The organism is Bradyrhizobium frederickii (assembly GCF_004570865.1).
Lineage (GTDB): Bacteria > Pseudomonadota > Alphaproteobacteria > Rhizobiales > Xanthobacteraceae > Bradyrhizobium > Bradyrhizobium frederickii.
Genome location: NZ_SPQS01000011.1, coordinates 1 through 17,389 on the forward strand (window position 1 = coordinate 1; position 17,389 = coordinate 17,389).

Below are 17,389 nucleotides of genomic sequence, written 5' to 3' on the forward strand. Positions count from 1 at the left end.
ATGCCGATCATCGGCCTGTCCGCCTTGGTGTCGCCGGCGGCGATCGAGCGCGGCCGTCAGGCCGGCTTCCACGATTATGTCGCCAAGTTCGACCGTCCCGGTCTGATCGCGGCGCTGAAGGAGCAGACCGCGGGCGCCGCCGGCGCCTCCGAGCTGAGCCGGGCGGCGGCGTAACCCAGGGGATCAGGAGATAGGCTTATGGCCAGCAACAAGATGCAGTCCAGCGAAGGCGCCATGGTCGAATACGTCACCGCGATGATCGGCGGCCAGCTGTTCGGCCTGCCGATCTCCCGCGTCCAGGACGTGTTCATGCCCGAACGCGTCACCCGCGTGCCCTTGTCCTCGCGCGAGATCGCCGGCGTGCTCAATCTGCGCGGCCGCATCGTCACCGTGGTCGACATGCGCGCCCGTCTCGGCCTGCCGCAGCCCGAGGACGGCAAGGTGCCGATGGCGGTCGGCGTCGATCTGCGCGGCGAATCCTACGGCCTTCTGATCGACCAGATCGGCGAGGTGCTGCGCCTGCCCGAGGCCGGCATGGAAGAGAACCCCGTCAACCTCGATCCCCGCATGGCCAAGCTCGCCGGCGGCGTCCACCGCCTCGACGGACAGCTCATGGTCGTGCTCGACGTCGATCGCGTCCTCGAGCTCGCGCCTGAGATGATGGCGGCCTGATACCGCGGCCTCACCGCCGACGTGCCAGTAATTGGAAGTGCCCCCCGCCGGGGGAGGAAGCAGAGGTTCACATGCGCACTTGTCTCGTCGTTGATGATTCTAGCGTCATCCGCAAGGTTGCGCGCCGCATCCTGGAGGGCCTCGACTTCCAGATTCTCGAAGCCGAGGACGGTGAGAAGGCGCTGGAAGCCTGCAAGCGCGGCTTGCCCGATGCGGTGCTGCTCGATTGGAATATGCCCGTGATGGACGGTTACGAGTTCCTCGGCCATCTCAGGCGGATGCCCGGCGGCGACCAGCCCAAGGTGGTGTTCTGCACCACCGAGAACGACGTCGCGCATATCGCGCGCGCGCTGCATGCCGGCGCCAACGAATACATCATGAAGCCGTTCGACAAGGATATCGTGACGGCGAAATTCCAGGAAGTCGGCCTTATCTGAGCGATCGGCCGGAGGCCGACCGGATTCTTCGGCGCCTGTTTTCAACCGTCCCCTTTCAGTCTGAGTTGGTGAGTAATGAGTGTGGCGTTCGCAGGGAATTCGGCAACGACGGCGTCACGCGAAGCAGGGCCGCTGCGGGTGATGATCGTCGACGACTCCGTCGTCATCCGCGGTCTGATCTCGCGCTGGGTCGGTGCCGAGCACGACATGGAGGTCGCGGCCTCGCTGCGGACCGGGCTCGAGGCGGTCAACCAGCTCGAACGCATCAACCCTGACGTCGCGGTGCTCGACATCGAAATGCCCGAGCTCGACGGCATCTCGGCGCTGCCGAAGCTGCTGGCGAAGAAGCGCGATCTGGTCATCATCATGGCCTCGACGCTGACCCGCCGCAACGCGGAGATCAGCTTCAAGGCGCTGTCGCTCGGTGCGGCCGACTACATTCCGAAGCCGGAATCGACGCGCGAAGCGTCGGCCGCGGACATCTTTCATCACGACCTGATCCAGAAGATCCGTCATCTCGGCGCGCGGCTGCGGCGCAAGTCCGCGGTTGCGAGTCCGCCGCTGGCACCCGCGAGCCCGGCTCCGGCCCCGCGCAGTCCCGTTGCGCGGCCCGTCGCGCCCGCTGCGACCGTGCAGGCCGCGCCGTCGGGATCGCCGGCGCTTCGCCCGTTCTCCAATCAGGCACCCAAGGTGCTGCTGATCGGCTCCTCGACCGGCGGCCCGCAGGCGCTGATGGCGCTCGTCGGCGAGCTCGGCCCGGTGATCGATCGCTTCCCGGTGCTGATCACCCAGCACATGCCGCCGACCTTCACGACCATCCTCGCCGAGCATCTGGCGCGGTCCAGCCGCCGGCCGGCAGCCGAGGCGGTCGACGGCGAGTCGGTGAGGCCGGGACGGATCTATCTTGCGCCCGGTGGCAAGCACATGCGCGTTGCACGCAACGGCGCGGACACCGTGATCGCACTCGACGACGGCCCCGCGGTCAATTTCTGCAAGCCCGCGGTCGACCCGCTCTTCATCTCCGCCATCGATATCTGGCACGGCAACATTCTCTCCGTGATCCTGACGGGCATGGGCTCGGACGGCATGCGCGGCGGCAAGGACATCGTTGCCGCCGGCGGCAACGTCATCGCGCAGGACGAAGCCTCCAGCGTGGTCTGGGGCATGCCGGGCGCGGCGGCCAATGCCGGCATCTGCGCCGCCATCCTGCCGCTCAACCAGATCGGCGCCAAGGTCAACCGCCTGTTCGCGGGAGATCGCTCGTGACGCCCACCGATTACGATTATCTGCGCAAGTTCCTGAAAGAGCGCTCCGGTCTCGATCTCTCGGCGGACAAGCAATATCTGGTCGAGAGCCGGCTCTTGCCGCTGGCGCGCAAGGCGAGCCTTCCCGGCATTCCCGATCTGGTGCTGAAGATCAGGAACGGCGACGGCCGGCTTGCGACCGACGTGGTCGAAGCCATGACGACCAACGAGACTTTCTTCTACCGCGACAAGATCCCGTTCGATCACTTGCGCGACACCATCCTGCCGGGTCTGATCCAGGCGCGCGCGGCGCGCAGGTCCCTTCGCATCTGGTCGGCGGCGTCCTCGACCGGCCAGGAGCCCTATTCGATCGCGATGTGCGTGAAGGAGATGGGCGCGGCCCTCGCCGGCTGGCGCATCGAGATCGTCGCCACCGATCTGTCGCAGGAGGTGCTGGAGAAGTCGAAGGCCGGCGTCTACAGCCAGTTCGAAGTGCAGCGCGGCCTGCCGATCCAGCACCTGGTGAGGTACTTCACGCAAACCGGCGAGCTCTGGCAGCTCAATGCCGACATTCGCGCCATGGTGCAGTTCCGCCAGCTCAATCTGCTGCAGGACTTCTCTCATCTCGGCACGTTCGACGTGATCTTCTGTCGCAACGTGCTGATCTATTTCGACCAGGACACCAAGGCGGTGATCTTCGAGCGGATGGCGAAGTGCCTGGAGGCCGACGGCACGCTGCTGCTGGGGGCCGCCGAATCCGTCGTCGGCATCACCGACGCATTCCGTCCCATCGCGGACCGCCGCGGTCTCTACCAGCTCAATCCCGCCCGCTCCGGCCGCCCCATGGGTGGATTGATGCCGCAGCCGCTGAAGCTCGCCGCGGCGAAGTGATTTGCTTCTCGTCATTCCGGGGCCGCGCGTAAGCGCGGAGCCCGGAATTCAAAAGCACAGGCCATCGTAGCAGGCAGGTGGTTAGACGCGGGGCCATTCGATCTGCCTGTGGTTATGGATTCTCTGATGCGCAATTGCGCATCATAGCTCGCGACTTTGTCGCGCGCCGGAATGACAAGCCCTCACAAGATCGCATGCGGCAGAAACCGCGAGCGGTTGCCCGTGATCGGGCTCTCGTCCTCGCGGATCGACAATCCGCACGGCTCGTGGTTCACCAGCCAGCTTCCCACCACCGGATAAAAGCCCGAGAAATTCGGCAGCGGTGCCAGGGCCTGCCGCACGAAACCTTCGGCGCCGTAAGGGCCCGCCTGCTCCTCGAGCGGCATCCCGCCGGACACCAGCGTGACGTTGGCGCCTTCGCGCGACAGCAGCGGCTTGCGCACATAGGACGTGCCGAGTTCGGCGGCGCGCGGATCGTCCTCGAAGAACGCCGGCAGCAGATTGGGATGGTTCGGAAACATCTCCCAGAGCAGCGGCAAAATGCCCTTGTTGGAGAGCACCGCCTTCCACGGCGGCTCGATCCAGCGCGTCGGCGCGTCCTTCAGCTTGGCGCCGAAGGCGTCGTGGAACATCCACTCCCAGGGATAGAGCTTGAAGGCGAGCGCGATGTCGTTCTCGTCGAGATCGACGAAGCCGCCGTCCTCATCGCGCCAGCCGATCTCCTCGATGTCGAGCAGCCTGGTCGAGAGCCCGGCCTGGCGTGCGGTGTCCTCGAGATAAGCGAGCGTACCGGCGTCCTCCGCGTTGCCGGTGATGCCGGTGAGATGGACATCGCGCCCGCCGGCAATCTCCTTCCATGCCGCGATCAATCGCTCATGGATGGAATTGAACTGATCGGCACGCGAGGGGATGACGCGGCGTTCGATCGCCTGTTCGAGCCAGGTCCATTGAAACACCGCGGCCTCGAAGATCGAGGTCGGCGTGTCCGCGTTGTATTCGAGCAGCTTTGCCGGACCTTTGCCGTCGAATTTGAGATCGAGGCGGCCATAGAGGCTGCGATCGTCGCGCTGCCAGCTTTCGGCGATCAGGCTCCAGAACGCTTCCGGTATCTTCAAGCGCCGCAAACAGCGCTCGTCGCCGATGACACGTCCGGCAAGCTCGAGGCACATCGCGTCGATCTCGCCGGTCGGCGTCTCGATGCCGCGCTCGATCTCGTCGAGCGTGAAGCCGTAATAGGCGCGCTCGTCCCAATAGCGTTCGCCGTCGATGGTGTGGAAGACGAAGCCGCAATGCGCTGCGGTCTCTCGCCAGTCGTCGCGCTCGAGACAGGTGATGCGCTGCATGGATCAGCCGCCGCCCGAGAAGCCGTGGCCGAACGAGCCGAAGCCGCCGCGGCTCACGCTGCTGTGGCCGGAATCGGATGACGTTGCCGACGATGAATGGGACGACGAATCGCTGCTGAAGAAGCTCGATCGCGACGACCAGCGCGAGCTGCTGCCACTGCTCGACGAAGAACTGCCGCTGCTGGTGCAGGTGGTGGTGGCCTGTCCCGGCACGGCGCCGGGCGTGGGCTCGCAGGTCTGCCGCGGCATCAAGGTGTAGGCAGTGGTGCCGACCGCGAGGGTGCCCATCACCAGCAGCGCGACATGACCGGAGCGCTTCACCGGCGGACGCGGAGGCGGTTTCTCGGCCACCGGCCGGCGCTTGCCGAATTCCTTCTTGGAGGGTTTGTCCGCCATCTCAATAGATCATGCTGGCAGCGTTGAGGAGGCCGGCCGCAAGCGAGGACAGGCCGAGCCAGATCGCGGGCGCAAGCTCGCCGTCGGCGATCCGGGCGGACAGGTTCGGCACCGGCACCCTTACGAGAAAGAACACGATGACCTGCACGATCAGCGCGATGGTCGCCCAGATCAGGCAGTCCAGCACATTGGCCGAATGCGCGATGGCGCTGACCAGCGGCGCCACGAAACCGAGCAGGCTGAGGCCGAGCGCGATCGCGGCGGCCGGCTCGTTGTCGCGGATCAGCTGGAACTCGTTGTGCGCCGTGATGCGGGTGTAGACGAACAAATACGCCACGATCGCGATCAGCCCGGTGCAGAAATAGACCAGGAAGGCGGGCAGGCCGGCCAGTGATTGCAGGATCATCGTTCCCCCATCGTGCAGCGACCATTCGTCGGCCGGGGAAGGATAGCGGTTCAAATGTTAAGAGCTGTAGCTGTAGCCGCGCCGGCGGTGTACCTCTCCCGCTTGCGGGGGAGGTCGGCGCGTTCCGGGCGATGCGAAGCATCGTCCCGCGCCGGGTGGGGGTTCTCTCCACGCAGGGATTGTCCCGATGTGGAGAAACCCTCTCCCCGACCCTCTCCCGCAAGCGGGAGAGGGAGAAATCGGGCCCCCCCCCAAAAAACAAAACCCCGCCATTTGCGGCGGGGTCCAGGCTGGGAGGAGCGAGCCTGTGGGCTCGCGACGTAAACCCAGGATCAGGCGGGGATGCGTTCGTCGGCCTCGTGCGGCTCGCGCAGCACATAGCCGCGGCCCCACACGGTCTCGATGAAGTTGCGGCCCTCGGAGGCGTTGGCCAGCTTCTTGCGGAGCTTGCAGATGAAGACGTCGATGATCTTCAGCTCCGGCTCGTCCATGCCGCCATAGAGGTGGTTGAGGAACATTTCCTTGGTGAGGGTGGTGCCCTTGCGGAGCGAAAGCAGCTCCAGCATCTGATATTCCTTGCCGGTCAGATGCACGCGCTGGCCGCCGACTTCCACCGTCTTGGTGTCGAGGTTGACGACGAGGTCGCCGGTCTGGATGACCGACTGGGCATGGCCCTTGGAGCGGCGCACGATCGCGTGGATGCGGGCCACCAGCTCGTCCTTGTGGAAGGGCTTGGTCATGTAGTCGTCGGCGCCGACGCCGAGACCCTTGACCTTGTCCTCGATGCCGGCGAGGCCGGAGAGGATCAGAATCGGTGTCTTGATCTTGGAGACCCGGAGCTGCTTGAGCACGTCGTATCCGGACATGTCGGGCAGATTGAGGTCGAGAAGGATAATGTCGTAATCGTATAATTTACCGAGATCGACGCCTTCTTCCCCCAAATCGGTCGTGTAGACGTTGAAGCTCTCCGACTTCAACATCAGCTCGATCGACTGCGCGACGGCGCTGTCATCTTCAATCAGCAAAACGCGCATGCCAGTTCCCCATAGTCGCCGCTCCTGGGCGTCAGGTCGGCCGCATTCGCGGCACTCAACAAAACGCCTTTGAACAACTGATTCGGATCCTGACAACAGATGGTTAACAAATCCTGATTCTGGAACGCAAGTCCCTCGGGTGCAATTTTTGTCGAATCGCCCTAAGGTCTTGCGGTGAAGCAGTTTTCGTCACCCAGCTCCGTTCAAGTTCCACTTTAAGAGACGGGCCTAACCGACTCCCGCGACTCAGCCTTCTTCTGAAGGGGAGTCACGCTCAGTCACAAAGACAGTGACGCAATGATTAATGATGCGGGTAAACACGAAGTTAAGCGCCGTTCAGAAATATGGCGAAACTTAAGGTTTCCTCCGTGATGTCCCGGAGATCGCTCGGGCGATCCGGGATTCCCGAAGGCGACCACGCTATGAAGGCCCTCATATGAAGGCTCCCCGATGAAGGCTCTTGCCGAACAGATCGGCGACATCGACGGCATCAATATCTATGGCCGTGTGGTCGGCGTCCGCGGCCTGATGGTCGAAGTGGCCGGTCCTATTCACGCCATGTCGGTCGGCGCGCGGCTGGTGATCGAGACCGGGGTCAACCGTTCGATTCCTTGCGAGGTAATCGGCTTCTCCGGCAACAATGCTGTCGTGATGCCGTTCGCCGGCCTCGACGGCGTGCGCCGCGGCTGCAAGGCCGTCATCGCCAATGCCGCCAATCTGGTGCGACCCTCGCCGGCCTGGCTCGGCCGCGTCGTCAACGCGCTGGGCGAGCCGATCGACGGCAAGGGACCGCTGCCGCAAGGCGCCTCGCCGATGCCGTTCCGCAATACGCCGCCGCCGGCGCATTCGCGCAAGCGCGTCGGCGCGCCGCTCGATCTCGGCGTGCGTGCGATGAACACCTTCCTCACCTGCTGCCGCGGCCAGCGCATGGGCATCTTCGCAGGCTCCGGCGTCGGCAAGTCGGTGCTGCTGTCGATGCTCGCGCGCAACGTCGACGCCGATGTCAGCGTCATCGGGCTGATCGGCGAGCGCGGCCGCGAGGTGCAGGAATTCTTGCAGGACGACCTCGGCGAGGAGGGCCTGGCGCGCTCCGTCGTGGTGGTCGCGACCTCCGACGAGCCGGCGCTGATGCGGCGCCAGGCGGCGTATCTGACGCTCGCGGTCGCCGAATATTTTCGCGACGAGGACAAGGACGTGCTGTGCCTGATGGATTCGGTGACGCGCTTTGCCATGGCCCAGCGCGAAATCGGCCTGTCCGCCGGCGAGCCGCCGACGGCCAAGGGCTATACGCCGACCGTCTTCACCGAGCTGCCGAAGCTGCTGGAGCGCGCCGGCCCGGGCCTCGGGGAGGGCGCCATCACCGCGATCTTCACGGTGCTGGTCGACGGCGACGACCATAACGAGCCGATCGCGGACGCCGTGCGCGGCATCCTGGACGGCCACATCGTGATGCAGCGCTCGATCGCCGAGCGCGGCCGCTATCCCGCGATTAACATCCTCAAGTCCGTCTCCCGGACCATGCCGAAATCGGCCGATCCGCAATTCTGGCCCGTCATCCAGCGGGCGCGCCAGGTAATGGCGACCTATGCCGACATGGAGGAATTGATCCGGCTCGGCGCCTACCGGGCCGGCTCCAGCCCGGAAGTCGACGAGGCGATCCGCCTGCACGAGCCGCTGGAGGCCTTCCTGCGCCAGCGCAAGGACGAAAATGCATCGCTTGCGGACGGCTACCGCCAGTTGGCGCAAATCCTCGGTAATTTGGAAACGGAACGCTAACTTTGTCCGGTCATCATCCGATCCCACAGAGTAGCAGAGCCGGTCTGGGCCTCCATTGGGCCCGTGGGGTGACCGGTATCGTCCCACGTGCAGCGGGGGGACTTCTGGGGAGTACGAGTCGATGAAGTCACGAGATACCCTCATCCGCCTGAAGAAGTTTCAGGTCGACGAGAAGCGCCGCCGGGTCACCCAGATCGAGACCATGATCGCCGATTTCCAGCGGATGTCGGTCGATCTCGAACGCGAGATCCAGACCGAGCAGGAGCGCGCCGGGATCAACGATCCCTCGCACTTCGCCTATCCGACCTACGCCAAGGCCGCGATCCAGCGCCGCGAGAACCTGACCCGCTCGGCCGACGAGCTCAAGGGCCAGCTCGACGAAGCCAAGGCCGCGCTGGCCGAGGCCTTCGAGGAGCTGAAGAAGGTCGAGCTGCTCGACGAGCGCGACCAGGCCCGCGAGCGCGCCGAAGAGAACGCCCGCGAGCAGGCCGACCTCGACAGTATCGGCCTGATGCGCGCCCGCATCGGCGCCGTCGCCTGAGCGGCCAAACCAGCAAGCCAGACCACCGAAACATCCTCAGAACCCGGACCCGCAAGGTCCGGGTTTTCGTATGTGCTGTCCACAGTGTGGCGCCGCGCCCCTTGGTGGTCGGCTTTGTCGCGCGCTATGGTGGTGGGTGGTTTACCTCGCCCCGCTTGCGGGGAGAGGTCGGATCGCCCCGGCGATGCGTAGCATCGTCAGATGCGATCCGGGTGAGGGGGATTCTCGGCGAGTCCGTCTGCAACCTCCCTTGCGGAGGCTCCCCCTCACCCCAACCCTCTCAGGGCGAGCGTAGCTCGTCCCGACCCCGCAGGCGGGGAGAGGGAGGAAGATGAGGGGGCTGAATGCTGACGCCAGCAGAGCTGGTCGGGTTGATCGAGGCGGTGGCGAAGGGCGATCAGGCCGCGTTCGAGCGCCTCTACGCCGCCACGCGCGCGAAACTCTATGGCGTCGTGCTCCGTATCTTGCGTCGACAGGATCTCGCAGAGGAGGTCATTCAGGAGACCTACGTCAAGATCTGGAACGGCGCCGGCCGGTTCGATCCGGCGCTGTCGTCGCCGATCACGTGGATGGCTTCGATTGCGCGCAACCGCGCGATCGATATCGTCCGCAAGAAGTCGGAAACGTCCATCGAGGAAGAGCCCCAGGCGATGGAGGTTGCGGCCGACAGTCCCGACCCGCTGGCGCGCCGGGAGATGACCGAAGAGCTGAAGCGGCTGCTGGAATGCATCGGCCGGCTCGAACCGGACCGTCAGCGGCTCGTGCTTCTCGCCTATTACAACGGCTGGAGCCGCGAGCAATTGGCGGAGAAATTCGCCGCCCCCGTCAACACGGTGAAGACGTGGCTCCGGCGCAGTATGTTGGATATCCGGGAGTGCCTCGGACTTTAGAGGATGATGAAGTGGCAGGAACCAGCGCGGCAACGACGATCCACCTCTCCCTTCGGGAGAGGTGAAGGACAGTGATGGCCTATTCGGAGGACCATATCGCGCTCGCCGCGGAATATGCGCTCGGCACGCTCGATGCCGACGAGCGCGCGCAGGTCGAGACCATGATGGCGGTGGACGAGGCGTTCGCCGCGATCGTGCAGGCCTGGTCCTTCCGGCTCGGCGGTCTCAACCAGATGGTCGGCTCGCTCGAGCCGCGCCCGATCGTGTGGGAGAACATCAGGTCCGAGATCGCGCGTACGGCGGGGGCGCAGCAGCCGCCCGCGCTTGCGGAAGCTTCGCCGCCGCCACCTCCGCCTGCACCGGAGCTGCCCGCTTCGGAGCCAGCAGAGCCGGCGACGGAGGCTGCGCAGATACCGGCCGGGTCGCAGGCCGAGGCCGCGCCGCCGGACATGCCGCGTCCGGAGCCGGACGCGCTTCCCGACGTCGCGCCGCAATTCATCCCGCAAGTCCATGCTCCGGATCTTGCCGTCGCGCGCGCGCCGCAGGCGGCGGTCGTCGACGATGGCAACGTGATTCGTCTCGAGGGCCGCGTGAAGCGCTGGCGCTCCATCGCATCCGTCGCCGGTGCGCTCGCGGCCGCGCTGCTCGTGACGCTGTCGCTCCAGATCTTCCTGCCCGATGCGCTGCCGAACGGCTTGCGTCCCGCACCGCGCATCCAGACCGTGGAAGTGAAGGTTCCGGCCGCGCCGCTCGCCGCGTCCGCGCAATATGTCGCGCTGTTGCAGGGCCAGGCCGGCGGCCCCGCCTTCATTCTCACCGTCGACGGCGCGACGCGGAATTTCACGGTGCGCAAGGTCGGTGCGACGCCGGAGCCCGGCAAGAGCTTCGAGCTCTGGCTGATCTCCGACAAGCTGCCGCGCCCGCGCTCGCTCGGCGTGATCGGCTCCGGCGATTTCACCGCGCGTCCGCTGCTCGCCTCCTATGATCCCGAGGTCGTCAACGGCGCGACCTTTGCCGTCACCGTCGAGCAGGCCGGCGGCTCACCCGACGGCCGGCCGACCTCAGCCCCGGTGTTTTCCGGCAAGCTGATCGAGACCGTGCCGCCGTCCCAGCCGCAGGCGCCCGCGAAAAAGTAGGTGTCGTAGCCGGGACAGAGCGCCGCGCGAGTGCTGGAGGCATTGCGCTCGATGCGAGCTGGAAGACATGCCTTCCTGTCGCCATGATCCATCCTGCTGTCGTGTCACGACAAGTCTCCCTGAATCAGCCCCCGATTTGAACCTCGCCGCAATCCGTGGCGTCAAATTCCCGGAAATTGCAGTCGGCGCCGCCGATCGCGGAGCCGGAGAGGGGCTAGAAAGCAGATGGATGCAGCGAGAACGCCGGGCATCGTCGTCCACCAATACACGGGACTGCCGCAGGGTGCGGCGTTCGAGCATTGGCGCGAGCGGGCCGTCGGTCCCTGCGGACTCGACATCGGGCCGAGCCATGGCGACAGCATCGATTGCCGGCTCCAGGTCAGCGTGGTCGACAACATCGCGCTCGCCATTCCGGAAGGCGCCTCCGCGCAATATTCCCGCACCCAGAGCCACCTCGCCGACGGCAGCGACGACCTCGTCCTGATCGCCGCACATGCGGGCCGCGTCCGCGTCGGGCAGAACGGCCATACCGTCGAGCTTGCGCCCGCCCAGATGGTGCTCGTCGACATGAGCATCACCGGCACCGTCGGGCACACCGACGAAGACCGCTTCACCACCATTCGCATGCCGCGCCGCGCGCTGCTCGACATCAATCCGCGCGCCGAGGACAAGCTGTCGCAAGTGCTCTCCGACGGCGCCGTCGCCGAAACCATCTTCCGCTATCACGCGCTCGCCGCCAATCACGCGCCGCATCTCGACGCGGTGGGCCAGCGCCTCACCGCGCAGCACATGGTCGATCTCGTTGGCCTCCTGCTCGGCACCGATGCCGAGCACGCGAGTCTCGCCCGCGGCCGCGGACACGCGGCGGCGCGTCTCGACCTCATGCGCGCCGACGTGATGGCCGCGCTCGGCCGCAACGATCTGTGCCTGTCCGAGGTTGCAACGCGCTCAGGCTTAAGCCCGCGTCAGGCGCAACGTCTGTTCGAGCAGGCCGGCACGACCTTCACCGAATTCGTGCTGGAGCAGCGGCTGCTGCAGGCACGCAAGCTGCTCAGCGACCCCCGCGCCAGGGCGCGCAAGATCAGCGACATCGCGCATTCGTCGGGCTTCGCCGATCTGTCCTATTTCAACCGCGCCTTCCGCAAGCGCTTCGGCGCGACGCCGTCGGAGCTGCGCGAGAGGTAAGCTGCGGTTTTTCCGCAGCGGCGCGGCGCTAGCACGGTTGGTCGATCCGGCCGAATGAGCTATATCGGGCTCGGCGGGCAGACCGCAGGATTTTCTTTGGAAAGCACGGTCCACGGACATGGCGCGTATTGTCGTGCTCGGCGCTGGATTTGCAGGCCTGTGGGCGGCCATCGGTGCCGCGCGCAAGCGCGACGAGATCGGCGCCGGCCGCGATATCGAGATCTGCTTGATCGATCGCAATGCTTATCACAACATTCGTGTGCGCAATTACGAGGTCGATCTCAGCGAGGTCGCGATACCGCTATCGAAACTGCTCGATCCCGTCGGCGTCAGTCACGGGATCGGCGAGGTCGAGGCCATCGATCCAATACGGCGCGAAATTTCGTTGGTCACAAGCAGCGGCGATGAGAAGCTGGTCTATGACCGTCTCGTGCTGGCGCTCGGCAGCGAGGTGATGCGTCCCGACATTCCCGGACTCGCGGAGCACGCGTTCGATGTCGATAGCTACGCTGCAGCGCTCCGCCTCGAGGACCATCTCGCCCGGCTAGGCCGCAGCGCGCCGTCGCAGGGGTATTCGACCGCCGTGGTGGTCGGCGCCGGCTTTACCGGCATCGAGGTGGCGGCCGAGATGCCCGACAGGCTGGCCCGTGCGGGCCTTGGCGGCAGCCCCCGTGTCATCCTGGTCGATCCCAATCCAGCGGTCGGCGCCAGCATCGGCGCGGCGGCGCGTCCCGTCATCGAGACGGCGTTGGCCGCGCTTGACGTCGAGATGCGTCTCGGTGTGCGCGTCGTATCGGTCGAGGCGGCCGGCATTCGCTTGAGCTCGGGCGAGTTTATTCCGGCTCAGACGGTGATCTGGTGTGCCGGGATGCGTGCGAGCCCCCTGGCGGCAAGTTTTCCGGATGCACGCGACCGGCTCGGACGCCTCCTGGTCGATCCCTTCATGCGGGTTGCGAATGTCGGCGGCGTGTTCGCGGCCGGCGACGTCGCTTCGAGCGTGGTCGACGGGCTGCATCCGACCGTGATGTCCTGCCAGTTCGCGCGTCCCATGGGCCGCTTCGCCGGCCACAATGTTGTCGCCGATCTCACGGGCTTGCCGATGCTGTCGCTGCGGATTGACTGGTACGTGACCGTGCTCGATCTCGGCGGCTGGGGCGCCCTCTATACCGAAGGTTGGGATCGCGACGTGAGGTCGACCGGCGCAGCCGCGAAGGCGACCAAGGAGATCATCAATCGTAAGCGCATCTATCCGCCGCTCACCGGCAACAAGGACGACCTGTTCGCGGCGGCAGCTCCGACCGTGCAGGCGCCGCCACCCACTTATGGAGCGTGGTCGCACTAGGCAATCTGTGACGCTGCCGGCCCGCGGTGTGCAGGTTGGAGCATGGCGGGCAGCGCAAGTTGCTCCCTCATTGCGAGCTGGCACTCGCGAATCCCGGACGTCGCTTCGCTCATCCGCGCTACAACCCTACAAGGCCTTGCGTTGCCCGACGGGCAAAACACGCCAGCCGTGGGTCAACGCGCGCCGTCGAAAATATTCCACTTTACCGAAATTCGGAAATGACGTATGTGTCGCCGCAACCCGGCCCAAGGAAGAGGGGCGTATCGCGATCGTCACGAACGCGGGCCGGGCGGCGGTGGACGCCGATGGCATCGGCGCGAAAGGGTCTTGCAGGGCGGAGAGCCGTGAGCGAAACCTCTCGCGCACACGACCGGTGCGATCGGCGTACGGCAAAATCGTGTGGTCCTGGCGCCCGGGGTCTGGCGTCAAGTCTTGCGGTGATGTGGCGGCCCGACCGGGCGCGCGCATCGATCAGCCGCAAGGCGACGGGGGCAATAGTGCAACGCTCCCCGGGGAGAGCACGACATAAGCCGTCAAACCACTGCGCAGGGAAGGCCGGATGTTTGGCTCCACCTGTATGCCGCTGTGCAGCTTTTCTTAAGCACACGCTTTCGCACAGTGGACCGTGGGTGCCCGGCTGGCACCCGGTCTTCCCTGCGCCCTCTTTCAATTGATGAGGTGAGGCGACAAGCAAAGCTCGGGCGAAACAAGCCGCGAGGAGGCGATGCTGTGTCCGCATGAAGGCGAGAACGTTGCAAACCCTATGCATCACCGTCACCCTGAGGTGCGCGCGCAGCGGCGCGATAGCGTCGCAGCGCAAGCCTCGAAGGGCGACGGCCCCGCTGCACCAGCTCGGCTGCGCATCCTTCGAGGCTCCGCATGCGATGCATCCGCATCGCATGCCTCGCACCTCAGGATGACGGATCAATTATTGTCGCCGCGGAGAGATTCTGACGGTGTTGAGGCAGTATGCGCGAAGGCTGAGCTCTCGTGCCCCGGACGCAGCGCAGCGTCCCTTCGACGATGCGCTGCAGAGCCGGGGCCCATGCAGCAGCGACTGCGGTGGCCTCTTGGGTCCCGGCTCTGCGCAGCAGCGCAAGAACGCTGCAGCTTGTCCGGGACACCAGAACGACGCTCACAATGACAAGCTTGAGGCGCGTGCAACTGAATGAATCGCGACCCCAGACATGAGAAAGCGCCCGTGGGGGGCGGGCGCTTTCTGTAGTCGACTTGGGGTTGGGGTCGTCTACATATCCACGTGGCGACTTTGGGGGGCTGGTAAAGAGCCGCGTGAATTCAAGAAACTCGTCAGATCTCCTTAGCGAACGAGGGGCACGTTCGAGCTGGTGATAGCGACCGGCTTGCCGGCCTTGATGACGCGGGCGGTCTGGGTCAGGCCTTCATCCGAACCCGTGCGTGCCGTGATGCCGAGGCCAGCCACCGCGATCCCTGCGACGAGGGCGACGACCACGACCTTCAAATGGGTCGCGCGGTCCGCGCTGTAGATCGAGTGGTTCATGGAAGCCTCCTGCCGCCATCTACCCGAAGTAGTCGCCAGCCCGTTCAGGCAGGTTCATGCTTCCGGTGCCCAACAACCTAGTATTGGGCGGATTCGTTCCCAAGAGGCCATCACAAGAGCGTGATAGGACGTGAAAGGTCGCGATCAAAAGCGACCCTTGATCGTGCATTTTTGCAATTATTTCAAAGCTGTAATGTGCTTGCCGGGCGCCTTTTCGACAGCTGGTCCACAAGGCGCCAGGAACTCAAAAACCATTTGCCTGTGGCCGAAAAACACACGGCTTCTTAAGGCAAATCAGACGCTTCCGACCGTTTTCAACCTCGCCCTGGGGTGGATTTCAGCCTGCGACAGCACGGTGGTCTGGGCCCGGAACCGCTCCACCAGGGACCGGACGAAGGGGCGAATGGCCGCGGAGGTGACCAGCACCGGCGCCTCGCCCTCGCGCGCGGCACGCTCGAAGGCCTCGCGCACGGCGGTCATGAATTCCGACAGCTTCGAGGGCTGCATCGCAAGGCTGCGTTCCTCGCCCTGGCCGATGATGGATTCGGCAAAGGCCTGCTCCCATTTCGCCGACAGCGCGATCAGCGGCAGATAGCCGTTGTAGGAGGTGTTCTGCGCGCAGATCTGCCGCGCCAGGCGCGCCCGGACATGCTCGACCATGGTCGCGGGATTGCGCGAGAAGGCCAGCGAGTCGGCGATGCCTTCGAGGATGGTCGAGAGGTCGCGGATCGAGATGCGCTCGGCGAGCAGCAATTGCAGCACGCGCTGGATGCCGGAGACCGTGACCTGTCCCGGCACGATGTCCTTGACCAGCTCGCTCTGCTCCTTCGGCAGCTCCTTGAGCAGCTTCTGCACCTCGCCATAGGAGAGCAGGTCCGACATGTTGGCCTTGAGCAGCTCGGTGAGGTGGGTGGAGAGCACGGTCGCGGCATCGACCACGGTGTAGCCCTTGAGCGAAGCCTCTTCCTTGAGGCTGGCGTCGACCCAGGTCGCGGGCAGGCCGAAGGTGGGCTCGGTGGTGTGGATGCCGGGCACCTGCACCTGGCTGCCGCCGGGATCCATGACCATGAACTGGTTCGGCCAGATCTTGCCGGTGCCGGCGTCGACCTCCTTGATCTTGATGATGTAGGTGTTGGCCTCGAGCTGGACGTTGTCGAGGATGCGGACCGCCGGCATCACGAAACCCATCTCGATCGCAAGCGAGCGGCGCAGCGCCTTGATCTGCTCGGTGAGGCGGTCGGTGCCGTCGGGGCCGTTGACCAGCGGCAGCAGGGCATAGCCGAGCTCGATCTTGAGGTCGTCGATCTTGAGCGCGGCCGAGATCGGCTCGTCCGCCGCGGCAGCGCCCGGCGCACCCGGCGTTCCCGGGGCGGGTGCGGCCTTGGCGGCCTCCTCGGCCCTGGCGGTGACCCGGTTGCGGTTGCGGGCGTTCCAGGCCAGCGCGCCGGCGCCGGCGCCGAGCGCCAGGAACGGGAGGGTCGGAATGCCCGGCAGCGCCGCCAGCACCAGCATGACCGCCGAGGACATCGCGAGCGCCTGCGGATAGCCGGAGAACTGCTTCATCAGCGCCTTGTCGGCGGCGCCGGAGACGCCGGCCTTGGAGACCAGCAGGCCGGCCGCGGTCGAGACGATCAGCGCCGGCACCTGGGTGACGAGGCCGTCACCGACGGTCAGCAGCGTGTAGCTGCGGCCGGCGTCGGCAAACGACATGCCCTGCTGCGCCACGCCGATGATCATGCCGCCGACCACGTTGATGAAGACGATCAGCAGGCCGGCGATGGCATCGCCGCGGACGAATTTGGAGGCACCGTCCATGGCGCCGAAGAAGCCGCTTTCGTCCTCCAGCTCCTTGCGACGCTCCTTGGCGATCTTCTCGTCGATCAGGCCGGCGGACAGATCGGCGTCGATCGCCATCTGCTTGCCGGGCATGGCGTCGAGGTGGAAGCGGGCGGCGACTTCGGCGATACGGCCCGAACCCTTGGTGATGACGACGAAATTGACGATGATCAGGATGGCGAAGACGATGATGCCGATGACGAAATTGCCGCCCATCACGAAGCTGCCGAAGGCCTCGATGACGTGACCGGCGGCAGCCGTGCCCTCGTGCCCGTGCGACAGGATCAGGCGGGTCGAAGCCATGTTGAGCGACAGACGCAGCATGGTCGAGATCAGGAGAACGGTCGGGAAGGCCGAGAATTCCAGCGGCGTCTGGATGAACAGCGAGGTCATCAGGATCAGGATCGAGAGCGTGATCGAGATCGCCAGGAACAGGTCCAGCACGATCGCCGGCAGGGGCAGGATCAGCACCACCAGGATGGTGAGGATGCCGAGCGCCAGCGCGATGTCGCCGCGCCTGAGGATGGTGACGATCTCGTTGACGGAGGGGATGCCGGCTCTTGCGGTGCCTACGCCTTGTCCCGCGGTGACGTCGACCATGGTAGCTGCCTCCCCGCGCGACTGCCGTCCGCGCGCCCCAAACGTCTGCACGGCGGCCGAGGGGCCGCCGTTTCGAAAGTGAGGCACCGCACTGGCGTCCACGGGGTTCCTCCCGTTTTACGCGGCCGACGACACTCGACT

Annotated in this window: 16 protein-coding genes; 10 read left to right on the top strand and 6 right to left on the bottom strand. The window is 65.6% G+C overall.

What is annotated here, in order from left to right; all coding sequences use genetic code 11:
* Positions 1-198: 198 nt before the first annotated feature.
* From E4K64_RS19865 to E4K64_RS19880, 4 genes are all read left to right on the top strand, one after another.
* The gene (locus E4K64_RS19865; protein ID WP_135165039.1) at positions 199-672 is read left to right on the top strand and encodes a chemotaxis protein CheW; all 474 of its coding nucleotides are present in this window, start codon (positions 199-201) and stop codon (positions 670-672) included.
* A gap of 71 nt (positions 673-743) precedes the next feature.
* The gene (locus tag E4K64_RS19870; protein ID WP_007600538.1) at positions 744-1,109 is read left to right on the top strand and encodes a response regulator; all 366 of its coding nucleotides are present in this window, start codon (positions 744-746) and stop codon (positions 1,107-1,109) included.
* Between the two features lie 75 nt (positions 1,110-1,184).
* Positions 1,185-2,375, top strand: coding sequence for a protein-glutamate methylesterase/protein-glutamine glutaminase (locus tag E4K64_RS19875; protein WP_135165040.1), 1,191 nt, complete (start codon positions 1,185-1,187; stop codon positions 2,373-2,375).
* The gene (locus E4K64_RS19880; protein ID WP_135165041.1) at positions 2,372-3,244 is read left to right on the top strand and encodes a CheR family methyltransferase; all 873 of its coding nucleotides are present in this window, start codon (positions 2,372-2,374) and stop codon (positions 3,242-3,244) included. The genes E4K64_RS19875 and E4K64_RS19880 overlap by 4 nt, the downstream gene beginning before the upstream one ends.
* Positions 3,245-3,426: 182 nt before the next feature.
* Here E4K64_RS19880 and E4K64_RS19885 read toward each other — a convergent pair whose 3' ends face one another.
* The 4 genes from E4K64_RS19885 to ctrA all read right to left on the bottom strand — a co-directional run bounded on the left by E4K64_RS19885 (position 3,427) and on the right by ctrA (position 6,423).
* Positions 3,427-4,587 carry a glutathionylspermidine synthase family protein gene (locus tag E4K64_RS19885; RefSeq protein WP_135165042.1) on the bottom strand — a complete coding sequence of 387 codons (1,161 nt, stop codon included), beginning with the start codon at positions 4,585-4,587 and terminating at the stop codon, positions 3,427-3,429.
* Positions 4,588-4,590: 3 nt separating this feature from the next.
* Positions 4,591-4,983 (bottom strand): hypothetical protein, encoded by a 393-nt coding sequence (locus tag E4K64_RS41180; protein ID WP_135165043.1) that lies wholly within the window; start codon positions 4,981-4,983, stop codon positions 4,591-4,593.
* A gap of 1 nt (position 4,984) precedes the next feature.
* Complete coding sequence (locus E4K64_RS19895; RefSeq protein WP_135165044.1) at positions 4,985-5,389, bottom strand: DUF350 domain-containing protein; 405 nt, start codon at positions 5,387-5,389, stop codon at positions 4,985-4,987.
* Between the two features lie 332 nt (positions 5,390-5,721).
* Positions 5,722-6,423, bottom strand: coding sequence for a response regulator transcription factor CtrA (ctrA, locus tag E4K64_RS19900; protein WP_016848562.1), 702 nt, complete (start codon positions 6,421-6,423; stop codon positions 5,722-5,724).
* A gap of 450 nt (positions 6,424-6,873) precedes the next feature.
* On the opposite strand from ctrA, the gene fliI reads away from it, so the two are divergent.
* From fliI to E4K64_RS19930, 6 genes are all read left to right on the top strand, one after another.
* Positions 6,874-8,199 (top strand): flagellar protein export ATPase FliI, encoded by a 1,326-nt coding sequence (fliI, locus tag E4K64_RS19905; protein WP_135165045.1) that lies wholly within the window; start codon positions 6,874-6,876, stop codon positions 8,197-8,199.
* A gap of 121 nt (positions 8,200-8,320) precedes the next feature.
* The gene (gene fliJ, locus E4K64_RS19910) at positions 8,321-8,740 is read left to right on the top strand and encodes a flagellar export protein FliJ (RefSeq protein ID WP_011084990.1); all 420 of its coding nucleotides are present in this window, start codon (positions 8,321-8,323) and stop codon (positions 8,738-8,740) included.
* A 344-nt stretch (positions 8,741-9,084) separates the two neighbouring features.
* Positions 9,085-9,630 carry a sigma-70 family RNA polymerase sigma factor gene (locus tag E4K64_RS19915; protein WP_126255835.1) on the top strand — a complete coding sequence of 182 codons (546 nt, stop codon included), beginning with the start codon at positions 9,085-9,087 and terminating at the stop codon, positions 9,628-9,630.
* A 74-nt stretch (positions 9,631-9,704) separates the two neighbouring features.
* Entirely contained in the window at positions 9,705-10,766 is a 1,062-nt protein-coding gene (locus E4K64_RS19920) for an anti-sigma factor (protein WP_135165233.1), read from the top strand.
* A gap of 225 nt (positions 10,767-10,991) precedes the next feature.
* Positions 10,992-11,951 carry a helix-turn-helix transcriptional regulator gene (locus tag E4K64_RS19925; protein ID WP_135165046.1) on the top strand — a complete coding sequence of 320 codons (960 nt, stop codon included), beginning with the start codon at positions 10,992-10,994 and terminating at the stop codon, positions 11,949-11,951.
* 118 nt (positions 11,952-12,069) lie between these two features.
* The gene (locus E4K64_RS19930; RefSeq protein ID WP_135165047.1) at positions 12,070-13,293 is read left to right on the top strand and encodes an NAD(P)/FAD-dependent oxidoreductase; all 1,224 of its coding nucleotides are present in this window, start codon (positions 12,070-12,072) and stop codon (positions 13,291-13,293) included.
* Between the two features lie 1,318 nt (positions 13,294-14,611).
* On the opposite strand, the gene E4K64_RS19950 is transcribed toward E4K64_RS19930, so the two are convergent.
* Both E4K64_RS19950 and flhA read right to left on the bottom strand, forming a co-directional pair.
* Complete coding sequence (locus E4K64_RS19950) at positions 14,612-14,812, bottom strand: hypothetical protein (RefSeq protein WP_135165048.1); 201 nt, start codon at positions 14,810-14,812, stop codon at positions 14,612-14,614.
* A gap of 294 nt (positions 14,813-15,106) precedes the next feature.
* A complete protein-coding gene (gene flhA / locus E4K64_RS19955; RefSeq protein WP_167772143.1) occupies positions 15,107-17,248 on the bottom strand; it encodes a flagellar biosynthesis protein FlhA in 2,142 nt (713 codons plus the stop codon).
* Between the last annotated feature and the right edge of the window lie 141 nt (positions 17,249-17,389).

Coding starts and splice junctions, on each gene's coding strand:
- E4K64_RS19865 (WP_135165039.1), top strand. CDS start 199: ATGGCCAGCAACAAGATGCAGTCCAGCGAAGGCGCCATGGTCGAATAC.
- E4K64_RS19870 (WP_007600538.1), top strand. CDS start 744: ATGCGCACTTGTCTCGTCGTTGATGATTCTAGCGTCATCCGCAAGGTT.
- E4K64_RS19875 (WP_135165040.1), top strand. CDS start 1,185: ATGAGTGTGGCGTTCGCAGGGAATTCGGCAACGACGGCGTCACGCGAA.
- E4K64_RS19885 (WP_135165042.1), bottom strand. CDS start 4,587: ATGCAGCGCATCACCTGTCTCGAGCGCGACGACTGGCGAGAGACCGCA.
- E4K64_RS41180 (WP_135165043.1), bottom strand. CDS start 4,983: ATGGCGGACAAACCCTCCAAGAAGGAATTCGGCAAGCGCCGGCCGGTG.
- E4K64_RS19895 (WP_135165044.1), bottom strand. CDS start 5,389: ATGATCCTGCAATCACTGGCCGGCCTGCCCGCCTTCCTGGTCTATTTC.
- ctrA (WP_016848562.1), bottom strand. CDS start 6,423: ATGCGCGTTTTGCTGATTGAAGATGACAGCGCCGTCGCGCAGTCGATC.
- fliI (WP_135165045.1), top strand. CDS start 6,874: ATGAAGGCTCTTGCCGAACAGATCGGCGACATCGACGGCATCAATATC.
- fliJ (WP_011084990.1), top strand. CDS start 8,321: ATGAAGTCACGAGATACCCTCATCCGCCTGAAGAAGTTTCAGGTCGAC.
- E4K64_RS19915 (WP_126255835.1), top strand. CDS start 9,085: ATGCTGACGCCAGCAGAGCTGGTCGGGTTGATCGAGGCGGTGGCGAAG.
- E4K64_RS19920 (WP_135165233.1), top strand. CDS start 9,705: ATGGCCTATTCGGAGGACCATATCGCGCTCGCCGCGGAATATGCGCTC.
- E4K64_RS19925 (WP_135165046.1), top strand. CDS start 10,992: ATGGATGCAGCGAGAACGCCGGGCATCGTCGTCCACCAATACACGGGA.
- E4K64_RS19930 (WP_135165047.1), top strand. CDS start 12,070: ATGGCGCGTATTGTCGTGCTCGGCGCTGGATTTGCAGGCCTGTGGGCG.
- E4K64_RS19950 (WP_135165048.1), bottom strand. CDS start 14,812: ATGAACCACTCGATCTACAGCGCGGACCGCGCGACCCATTTGAAGGTC.
- flhA (WP_167772143.1), bottom strand. CDS start 17,248: ATGGTCGACGTCACCGCGGGACAAGGCGTAGGCACCGCAAGAGCCGGC.